At 70.3% G+C, this 8,884-nt stretch carries 9 protein-coding genes, 6 tRNA genes and 2 pseudogenes; 15 read left to right on the top strand and 2 right to left on the bottom strand.

Translation table 11 applies throughout. The features are described 5' to 3' along the window. The 13 genes and pseudogenes from rph (at position 1) to clpX (ending at position 5,224) form a co-directional block, all read left to right on the top strand. Positions 1-96 (top strand): annotated as a pseudogene (gene rph, locus FDZ70_03765) (ribonuclease PH). 72 nt (positions 97-168) lie between these two features. Further along, positions 169-765 (top strand): RdgB/HAM1 family non-canonical purine NTP pyrophosphatase, encoded by a 597-nt coding sequence (gene rdgB / locus FDZ70_03760; GenBank protein ID TLM78833.1) that lies wholly within the window; start codon positions 169-171, stop codon positions 763-765. A 7-nt stretch (positions 766-772) separates the two neighbouring features. After that, positions 773-871 (top strand): annotated as a pseudogene (locus FDZ70_03755) (thioredoxin). After that, a tRNA-Pro gene (locus FDZ70_03750) sits at positions 849-925 on the top strand. Before FDZ70_03755 ends, FDZ70_03750 begins: the two are co-directional and overlap by 23 nt. Positions 926-932: 7 nt before the next feature. After that, positions 933-1,008, top strand: a tRNA-Gly gene (locus tag FDZ70_03745). A 40-nt stretch (positions 1,009-1,048) separates the two neighbouring features. Continuing rightward, positions 1,049-1,125: transfer RNA gene (locus FDZ70_03740), tRNA-Arg, on the top strand. A 125-nt stretch (positions 1,126-1,250) separates the two neighbouring features. Further along, positions 1,251-1,327 (top strand) — tRNA-His (locus tag FDZ70_03735). A 74-nt stretch (positions 1,328-1,401) separates the two neighbouring features. Continuing rightward, on the top strand, positions 1,402-1,590 hold the full coding sequence (locus FDZ70_03730) for a hypothetical protein (protein TLM78832.1): 189 nt from the start codon (positions 1,402-1,404) through the stop codon (positions 1,588-1,590). 75 nt (positions 1,591-1,665) lie between these two features. Then, positions 1,666-1,741: transfer RNA gene (locus FDZ70_03725), tRNA-Lys, on the top strand. Between the two features lie 63 nt (positions 1,742-1,804). Next, positions 1,805-1,889 (top strand) — tRNA-Leu (locus tag FDZ70_03720). 69 nt (positions 1,890-1,958) lie between these two features. Continuing rightward, positions 1,959-3,308, top strand: coding sequence for a trigger factor (tig, locus tag FDZ70_03715; protein ID TLM78831.1), 1,350 nt, complete (start codon positions 1,959-1,961; stop codon positions 3,306-3,308). Positions 3,309-3,336: 28 nt separating this feature from the next. Continuing rightward, complete coding sequence (gene clpP, locus FDZ70_03710; protein ID TLM78830.1) at positions 3,337-3,945, top strand: ATP-dependent Clp endopeptidase proteolytic subunit ClpP; 609 nt, start codon at positions 3,337-3,339, stop codon at positions 3,943-3,945. Positions 3,946-3,958: 13 nt separating this feature from the next. Next, positions 3,959-5,224, top strand: a complete 1,266-nt coding sequence (clpX, locus tag FDZ70_03705; GenBank protein ID TLM78829.1) for an ATP-dependent Clp protease ATP-binding subunit ClpX — start codon at positions 3,959-3,961, stop codon at positions 5,222-5,224. Positions 5,225-5,258: 34 nt separating this feature from the next. On the opposite strand, the gene FDZ70_03700 is transcribed toward clpX, so the two are convergent. Further along, positions 5,259-5,483 (bottom strand): iron-containing alcohol dehydrogenase, encoded by a 225-nt coding sequence (locus FDZ70_03700; GenBank protein ID TLM78828.1) that lies wholly within the window; start codon positions 5,481-5,483, stop codon positions 5,259-5,261. Between the two features lie 84 nt (positions 5,484-5,567). Next, on the bottom strand, positions 5,568-5,795 hold the full coding sequence (locus FDZ70_03695) for a hypothetical protein (GenBank protein ID TLM78827.1): 228 nt from the start codon (positions 5,793-5,795) through the stop codon (positions 5,568-5,570). Between the two features lie 226 nt (positions 5,796-6,021). Here FDZ70_03695 and FDZ70_03690 point away from each other — a divergent pair, with 226 nt between their 5' ends. Both FDZ70_03690 and FDZ70_03685 read left to right on the top strand, forming a co-directional pair. Next, positions 6,022-8,688, top strand: a complete 2,667-nt coding sequence (locus FDZ70_03690) for a valine--tRNA ligase (GenBank protein TLM78834.1) — start codon at positions 6,022-6,024, stop codon at positions 8,686-8,688. A gap of 26 nt (positions 8,689-8,714) precedes the next feature. Beyond that, positions 8,715-8,884 (top strand): bifunctional folylpolyglutamate synthase/dihydrofolate synthase (locus tag FDZ70_03685; protein TLM78826.1); only part of this gene is annotated, 170 nt, incomplete at its 3' end.

The following is an 8,884-nucleotide window of genomic DNA, read 5'->3' as shown; positions in this document are numbered from 1 at the left end:
GGCCGCGGCCGATTCATCGAGGTGCAGGGCACCGGTGAGAAGGCGCCGTTCGACCGCGCGGCGCTCGACGCGCTGCTCGAGCTCGCGGAGAGCGGTGTCACCCGGCTTGTCGAGGTGCAGCGCACCGTGACCGAGGGCGACCTCGACACGTTCGAGGGCTGAGGAACGATGAAGCGCGTCGTGGTCGCGACAGGCAACGCCGGCAAGCTCGCCGAGATCCGCGCGGCACTCGCGTTCCCGGAGTGGGAGTTCGTCTCGGTGGCCGACCTCGGCGGCTGGGACGCGCCCGAGGAGACCGGCGGCACCTTCGAGGAGAACGCGCGCATCAAGGCGGCGGCCGCGCGCGCCGCGTTCGGCGGGGCCGCGCTCGCCGACGACTCGGGGCTCGAGGTCGACGCGCTGGACGGCGAACCGGGCGTGCGGTCGTCGCGCTACGCGGGCGAGGACGCCACCGATGCCGACAACAACGCACGCCTGCTCACCGCCTTGGACGGCGTGCCTGCGGACGGGCGGGCGGCGCGCTTCCGGTGCGCGATGGTGTTTCTCGACGACGACGGGGCCGAGACGGTCGCGAGCGGCGCATGCGAGGGGCGGATGGGGACGGTCGCGCTCGGCGACGGCGGCTTCGGCTACGACCCGCTGTTCCTCCCGGACGTGACTCCGGGGCGGACGATGGCTCAGCTCGGCATGGGGGAGAAGAACGCGATCAGCCACCGGGGGGCCGCGCTGAGGGCCCTGCGCGACGCGCTCGGGCCGCGCGGCTGAACGCCGGCCCGCGCCGCGTGCGCCGCGCTCGCCGCGCACGCTATACTGTCTCGCGCGCCCGGCGTGCCGGGTGGGTCAAGGGTCGGGCCGTGGCGCAGCTTGGTAGCGCACCTGCTTTGGGAGCAGGGGGTCGCCGGTTCGAATCCGGCCGGCCCGACCAGCTTCATGCGGCCGTAGTTCAATTGGTAGAGCCCCAGCCTTCCAAGCTGGTTGTTGCGGGTTCGAGTCCCGTCGGCCGCTCCACGACATCTCACAGCGCCGTCGCGTGCGGCGCGCAGCATAGGCGCCCGTAGCTCAGGTGGATAGAGCGGAAGACTTCTAATCTTCAGGCCGGGGGTTCGAATCCTCCCGGGCGCGCCACCGACTCGAAGACGAGGGCCTCGGCGCGCCGGGGCCCTCGCGTCGCGCCCGCGCATTGACAACCCGGCGGCGCGTCGCTAGCGTAGCGGGGCGCCCGCGGGCAGGTGCCTGCGGGGCGTCACACGGTGGGTGTAGCTCAGTCGGTTAGAGCGTCGGACTGTGGCTCCGAAGGTCGCGGGTTCGAGTCCCGTTACCCACCCCAGACGTACTCCATCGGGGCCTCCTCGCACCAGGCGAGGGGGTCCCGCTGCAGGAAGGCCGCACGGAAGGCTCACGATGCCCCGCCCGAACGCACCGCTCGCGATCCTGCTCGTTCTCGCGCTCGCCGCACCGCTCGCCGGATGCGCGAAGAAGGCCAGGCCGCTCACTGTCGAGCAGGCGGCGGCTCACACCATCGGCAAGCCGCATCCCATGGACCAGGGCGGCTCGGACGCGCGCGGCTGCGACTGCCACGAGCCGAAGTAGCCTCCCGCCGCCCGGAAGCGCGCGGGAGGCTCGCTTGCGTGACCGCGCCGACCGTGTAGAATGGCAACGCTCATCGGGCCGTTAGCTCAGCTGGTAGAGCAGGGGACTCTTAATCCCAAGGTCATAGGTTCGATCCCTATACGGCCCACCATAGCGATCCCCGAGGCCGACGCCGGTGTCGGCCTCTTGTGTATAGTTGTGTGCCGGCTTTCGTGCGGGCGTGGCGGAACTGGCAGACGCGCAGGGTTTAGGTCCCTGTGAGGCGACTCGTGGAGGTTCGACCCCTCTCGCCCGCACCATGAGCCGTCCCCGTCGGCGTCGAAGGTGGACCGTCCGCCGCGGGGCCCTGACCGACCAGGAGGTCGACAGTGGAGTCCAGCTGCAAACCACTCGAGGGAGTCAAGGTCGAGGTCACGGTCGACCTGAGCGCCGATGAGGTGACGCGCGCGATCTCCGATGCTTTCGCGCGCCTGTCGGGCCGGCTGCGCATCCCCGGGTTCCGTCCCGGCAAGGCGCCGCGCGCGATCGTCGAGAGCCGGATCGGCACGGATGCCGTGCTCGAGGAGGCGCGCGACCAGCTGACCGAGGAGACCTACCCGCTGGCGGTCAACGAACTCGACCTGCGGCCGATCGCGCCGGGCGACTTCGGCGAGCTGAAGACGCTCGTGGACGGCGAGCCGTACACCTACACCGTCACCGTCGAGGTCCGCCCCGAGCTCGCGCTCTCATCGGACGACGCGATTGTTGTGACGGTCCCGGCCGCGCACGCTACCGACAGGGAGATCGACGCCCAGCTCGACTACCTCCGCGAGCGCCACGCCACCCTCGAGCCCGTTGAGCGCGGCCTGCAGGTCGGCGACTTCGCGCTGATCTCGTTCGTCGGGCTCGTCGACGGCGAGGAGTATGAGGGAAACGCCGTCGACAAGTACCTCTACGAGAGCGGCCGGGGCCTCATGCCGGCGGAGTTCGACGCCGCGATCGCCGGCGTCGCCGCGGGCGGGAGCGCGCACGCCGAGTTCCCGATCCCGGACAGCTCGTCGGTCGAGGAGTTCGTCGGCCGCACGGCGACCTTCGACATCGAGGTCCACGAGGTCAAGGAGAAGGCGCTCCCGGCGCTCGACGACGAGTTCGCCGGGACGGTGGGCGGATTCGAGACGCTCGACGAACTGCGCGCCGACATCCGCAAGCGCATGGACGAGGCCAAGGGCGTCGGCCACCTGCGCGAGGTCGAGCGCTCCGCGCGTCACATGCTCGGGCAGCGGCTGGCCGGCGAGGTCCCCGAGTCGATGGTCGAGTACCGCGCGAACGCGCTGACGCAGGAGTTCTTCGAGACGCTCGAGCAGCGTCAGATCTCGCTCGACGACTACGTGGCGGCCACGGGCGTGACTCCCGAGCAGATCCAGGCGGACATCATGGACCGCGCCCGCGACGTGCTCACCGAGGAGCTCGCCCTCGAGGCGCTGTTCCGGCAGCGTGGCATGGAGGTCACGGAGCAGGAGCTCACCGAGGAGATCGCCCGCATGGCCGGAGCCGAGGAAGGCGCCGCCGAGCGCATGTCGACGCGCCTGCGGGAGGCCGGCATGCTGCCGCTCGTGCGCGAGACCATCATGCACCGGCTGGCGACGCGCTGGCTCATGGACAGCGTCGAGGTCATCGAGGTCGACCCGGTAGACGAGCCCGCGGACGAGCCGACGGCAGACGAACCGGCCGCGGAGTAGCGCGCGCAGACGAGAAGGAGGCACGACGATGAGCTTCGAACTCTACGGCGACCTGGTGCCGATGGTGGTCGAGCAGACCAGCCGCGGCGAGCGCCACTACGACATCTTCTCGCGTCTCCTGAACGAGCGCGTCATCTTCCTCGGGCGCGACGTCGACGACCTGTCGGCGAACCTCGTCATCGCGCAGATGCTCCACCTCGAGAGCGAGGACCCGACCAAGGACATCAACTTCTACATCAACTCACCGGGCGGCTCGGTCAGCGCCGGTCTCGCTGTGTACGACACCATGCAGCTGATCCGCTGCGACGTCGCGACGATCTGCATCGGCATGTGCGCCTCGATGGCCGCCGTGCTGCTGGCGGCGGGGGCGGCGGGCAAGCGTTCGGCGCTGCCGCACAGCCGCGTGCTGATCCACCAGCCGTGGGGTGGCGTCCAGGGCCAGGTCACGGACATCGAGATCCAGGCCAACGAGATGCTGCGCACGCGTGCCACCCTCGACGAGATCCTCGCGCAGCACACCGGCAAGGATCCGAAGACCATCCGCAAGGACACCGAGCGCGACAACATCATGTCCGCCGAGGAGGCCAAGGCGTACGGTCTCGTCGACAGCGTCGTGGCGCACCGCGCCAAGGAGTAGGGGACCGCGCGACGTGGCGAAGAGCGAGGGCGGCAGCCCCGAGAACCTGAGGTGCTCGTTCTGCGGCAAGGGCCAGCGGCAGGTCAAGAAGCTGATCGCGGGCCCGGGCGTCTACATCTGCGACGAGTGCATCGACCTGTGCAACGACATCGTCGACGAGGAGGCCGACGGCGCCGAGGTCAAGCCGCTCATCGACGAGCTGCCGACGCCGGGCGACATCTACGCCCATCTCGACGAGTACGTCATCGGCCAGGAGCGCGCGAAGAAGGTCCTGTCGGTGGCCGTGTACAACCACTACAAGCGCGTGCGCTGCCGCGACTGCGACGACGAGCACGACGTCGAGATCGCCAAGAGCAACATCCTGCTGCTCGGCCCCACCGGCTGCGGCAAGACCCTGCTCGCCCAGACGCTCGCCCGCATCCTGAAGGTGCCGTTCGCGATCGCCGATGCCACCACGCTCACCGAGGCGGGCTACGTCGGTGAGGACGTCGAGAACATCCTGCTCAAGCTCATCACCGCCGCGGACTTCGACACCGCGCGCGCCGAGGTCGGCATCATCTACATCGACGAGATCGACAAGGTCGCCCGCAAGGCCGAGAACCTCTCGATCACCCGTGACGTCTCCGGCGAGGGCGTCCAGCAGGCCCTGCTCAAGATCATCGAGGGCACGGAGGCGGCCGTCCCGCCCCAGGGCGGGCGCAAGCACCCGCAGCAGGAGCTCATCCGCATCGACACCACGAACGTGCTCTTCATCCTGGGAGGCGCGTTCGTCGGCCTCGAGAAGATCGTCGCCGACCGCATCGGCAAGCGCGGTGTCGGCTTCGGCGCTGAGCTGACCGACGCCAGCAAGCGCGACAAGGGCGAACTGCTCGCTCAGGTGCTGCCGGAGGACCTGCACAAGTACGGGCTCATCCCCGAGTTCGTCGGGCGCATCCCGGTCACTGCCGCGGTCGACGATCTCGGCGCCGGCGAGCTGGTGCGCATCCTCACCGAGCCGAAGAACGCGCTGGTCAAGCAGTACCAGCGCCTCTTCGCGCTCGAGGGTGTGGAGCTCGAGTTCACCGCCGATGCGCTGTCCGAGGTCGCCGCCCAGGCGATCGCGCACGGGACCGGCGCGCGCGGACTGCGGTCGATCCTCGAGTCGCTGCTGCTCGACACGATGTACGACCTGCCGGGCCGCACCGATGTGGAGCGGGTGGTGGTGACGCGCGAGGCGGTCACCCGTGCGGCGGAGCCCACGTTCGTGCTCACCGCGGGAGGGCGCGAGGCCAGCGCGTAGCGCCGCGGCGCTACGCGTCGACCGGCAGATGCGGCTACTGCCGCACGCGGTCGAGGATGCGCGCGGCGCCCTGCAGGTCGTTCGGGTAGAGGTCGGCGGGCACGGCGCCCTTGCCGGCGATGGCGAAGACCACGTGGCGTGCGCACTCGGTGCCCTCGTTGTGGCAGAGGTTCAGCTTCAGGATCGGTTCCACCGGCCCGAATCTGCCGGCGTTGTCCTCGAAGAAGCGGCACATCCCGATGCACTCACAGTCAGACATCTCCTACGCTCCCAGCTTCGCATGCACTGCGCTGCGTGCGAGTCCCCGATGCCGGTCGCGGGACGCGGTCGTGCTCCCGGGCCGCTACTGACGCGGCCCTGACTCCAGGATCCGGATCGCCCGGTCGGTGTCGACCGGGAACAGGTCGGACGGCACGGCCTCGCGGCCCAACCGCTCGAACACCATGTGGCGCGCGCACTCGGCGCCGTCGTTGTGGCACAGCTTGTTCTGGATCAGGGCGGCGATGGGCATCTTGTCCGCCATCCTGTCACGGAAGAACGTGCACTTCTCGATGCACTCGCAGTCCGCCATGCCGACCTCCCCGCCAGCCGATCCGCTGAGGCGCCCCCCGACACCTGCGCAAGGGTACCCCTACAGGTGTCTCGCGTCAGTATCCCCCGACACACTCCATCGGATGGGTGGTGCCGGTTCATGAGCGGAGGATCGCCACGCCGCCCGTTCGCGCCCGCTTGCGGCTAGAATCAGCAGGCACTGTCGCAGGATCCTGAAGACGAGGGCGGTCAGGCACGTGAGCGAGATGGACAAGGCGTACGACCCGAAGGCCGTCGAAGGCCCGGTGCTGGACTCGTGGCTCGCCGGCGGCTGGTTCGGCTGCGAGCCGGTCGAGGGCGCCGACGCGTTCGTCATCCCGATCCCGCCGCCCAACGTCACCGGGTCGCTGCACATGGGCCACGCGCTCAACAACACGATCCAGGACGTGCTCATCCGCCGCTCGCGCATGACCGGGCGTCCGACGCGCTGGGTGGTCGGCACCGACCACGCCGGCATCGCCACGCAGAACAAGGTCGAGCAGAAGCTCGCTGCCGAGGGCAGGAGCCGCCACGACGTCGGCCGAGAGGCGTTCGTCGAGGCGTGCTGGGAATGGCGCCGCGAGCACGGCTCGACCATCATCCGCCAGCTCAAGGCGATGGGCTGCTCGTGCGACTACTCCGACGAGTGGTTCACGATGGACCCGTCGTACCAGCGCGCTGTGAAGCGCGTGTTCGTCGAGCTGTACCGCGAGGGCCTCATCTACCGCGGCAAGCGCATCATCAACTGGTGCCCGCGCTGCTCGACGGCGCTGTCGGACATCGAGGTGGAGCACGAGGAGCTCGACGGCCACCTCTGGCACATCCGCTATCCGCTGCGCGAGCCCTTCGGTGGCGTCGATCACGTGATCGTCGCGACCACGCGGCCCGAGACCATGCTCGGCGACACCTGCGTGGCGGTGCACCCGGACGACGAGCGCTACACGGCGCTCGTCGGCGCCACGGTGGTGCTGCCGCTCCTCGGCCGTGAGATCCCGATCGTGGCGGATGCGTACGTGGACCCTTCGTTCGGCACCGGCGCGGTCAAGGTCACGCCCGCGCACGACCCGAACGACTTCGAGATCGCGGAGCGGCACGACATCCCCAAGGTCAACGTGCTCACCGCCGACGCGCGCATCACCGCCGAGGGCGGCCCGTACGAGGGCCTCGACCGCTACGAGGCGCGCAAGCGCGTCATCGCCGACCTCGACGCCGCCGGGCTGCTCGTGCGCACCGACGACCACGTGCACGCGGTCGGCCACTGCTACCGCTGCCACACGGTGGTCGAGCCGTGGCTCTCGGACCAGTGGTTCGTGGACATGAAGCCGCTCGCTGCGCCCGCGATCGACGTGGTGCGCGCCGGCCGCGTGCGCTTCCACCCGGAGCGCTGGGCCGGCGTGTACTTCCACTGGATGGACAACATCCGCGACTGGTGCGTCTCGCGCCAGCTGTGGTGGGGCCACCAGATCCCGGTCTTCTACTGCGACGCGTGCGGCGAGATGACCGTGTCCGAGGAGGACGTGACGGCCTGCCCCGCGTGCGGCGCACCCGTGCGGCAGGACGAGGATGTGCTCGACACGTGGTTCTCCTCGGCGCTGTGGCCGTTCGCCACGCTCGGCTGGCCCGACGACACGCCCGAGCTGCGCGCCTTCTACCCGACCACGGTGCTCTCGACCGCCCGCGACATCCTGTTCCTGTGGGTCGCGCGCATGATCATGCAGGGGCTGAAGTTCGCCGGCGACATCCCGTACTCCGAGGTCATCATCCACCCGACGGTCTTCAACGCCGAGGGCAAGCGGATGAGCAAGTCGCTGGGGACCGGCGTCGACCCGCTCGACCTGATGGAGCACTACGGCGCCGACGGCATGCGCTTCGGCCTGATGCTGCAGACGACCGGCAGCCAGGACATCCGCTTCTCCGAGGAGAAGCTCGCCGGCGCGCGCAACTTCGCGAACAAGATCTGGAACGCCAGCCGGTTCGTGCTGATGAACCTCGGCGAGGACTACGTGCCGGGGCCGCCGGAGGCCAAGACGGTGGCGGATCGCTGGATCCTGTCACGGCTCGCCGCGCTGTCCGAGAGCGTTGACGCCGGCCTCGACGTGGGCGCCGCGCGCGCGGCGGGCGCCGACGCGTTCCAGTTCGGAGAAGTGGCCCGCTCGCTGTACGACTTCTTCTGGAGCGAGTTCTGCGACTGGTACATCGAGCTGGCGAAGGGCCGGCTCGCGGCGGGCGGGGAGCAGAAGCTCGCCGCGCAGCGCCTGCTCGTGCACGTGCTCGACCGCGCGCTGCGGCTGCTGCACCCGATGATGCCCTTCGTGACCGAGGAGATCTGGCGCCGCCTGCCGCTGCCGGACGGCGAGGGCGCGGTGTCGCTCATGGTGGCTGCGTGGCCGACCGGGCTGGCCGAGGCGCGCGACTGCGACGCGGAGGCGTCGATGTCCGTGCTGCAGGAACTCGTGACCGAGGTGCGCGCGGTGCGCGCGCGCTACGGCGTGTCGCCCAAGGCCGAGGTCGCGTGCATCGTGCGCGCGGCGGGGGCCGACGCGATGCTCGTTGAGTCGCAGGCCCACTACCTGCACGAACTCGCCGGTGTCAGCACGCTGACGGTGGACGCGGGCGCCGCGAGGCCGCCGCACGCCGCGGCGGCGGTGGCCGGCGGGTTCGAGGTGTTCGTGCCGCTCGAGGGGCTGGTGGACTTCGCGGCGGAGCGCGAGAAGGTGGGCCGCGAGCTCGCGAGGGCGCGCGAGGAGCTCGACCGGCTCGAGCGCAAGCTGGGCAACGAGGGCTTCCTGGCCAAGGCGGCAGCCGACGTGATCGAGAAGGACCGCGCGAAGGCCGCGGAGCTGGCCGACGCGGTCGCGAAGCTCGAGGCGCAGGCGGCCGACCTGGCGGAGTAGGGCCGCGGACGGGCGAAGGGAGGCGCGTGGCCGAGCTGACGTACGAGGAGGCCGAGGCCGCGCTCGCCGCGCTGCTGCGCTTCGGCACGAACCCGTCGCTCGCGCGCATCCGTGCGCTGTGCGCCGCGCTCGGCGACCCGCAGGCGGGCCTGCGCTGCGTGCGCGTGACCGGCACGAACGGCAAGACCTCCGTGAC

Source organism: Actinomycetota bacterium (genome assembly GCA_005774595.1).
GTDB lineage: Bacteria > Actinomycetota > Coriobacteriia > Anaerosomatales > D1FN1-002 > D1FN1-002.
This window is presented reverse-complemented; position numbering and strand designations above follow the sequence as displayed.

Excerpts from the sequence above, each read along its gene's own strand:
- rdgB (TLM78833.1), top strand. The coding sequence starts at position 169 with ATGAAGCGCGTCGTGGTCGCGACAGGCAACGCCGGCAAGCTCGCCGAG.
- FDZ70_03730 (TLM78832.1), top strand. The coding sequence starts at position 1,402 with ATGCCCCGCCCGAACGCACCGCTCGCGATCCTGCTCGTTCTCGCGCTC.
- clpP (TLM78830.1), top strand. The coding sequence starts at position 3,337 with ATGAGCTTCGAACTCTACGGCGACCTGGTGCCGATGGTGGTCGAGCAG.
- FDZ70_03700 (TLM78828.1), bottom strand. The coding sequence starts at position 5,483 with ATGTCTGACTGTGAGTGCATCGGGATGTGCCGCTTCTTCGAGGACAAC.
- FDZ70_03695 (TLM78827.1), bottom strand. The coding sequence starts at position 5,795 with ATGGCGGACTGCGAGTGCATCGAGAAGTGCACGTTCTTCCGTGACAGG.
- FDZ70_03690 (TLM78834.1), top strand. The coding sequence starts at position 6,022 with ATGGACAAGGCGTACGACCCGAAGGCCGTCGAAGGCCCGGTGCTGGAC.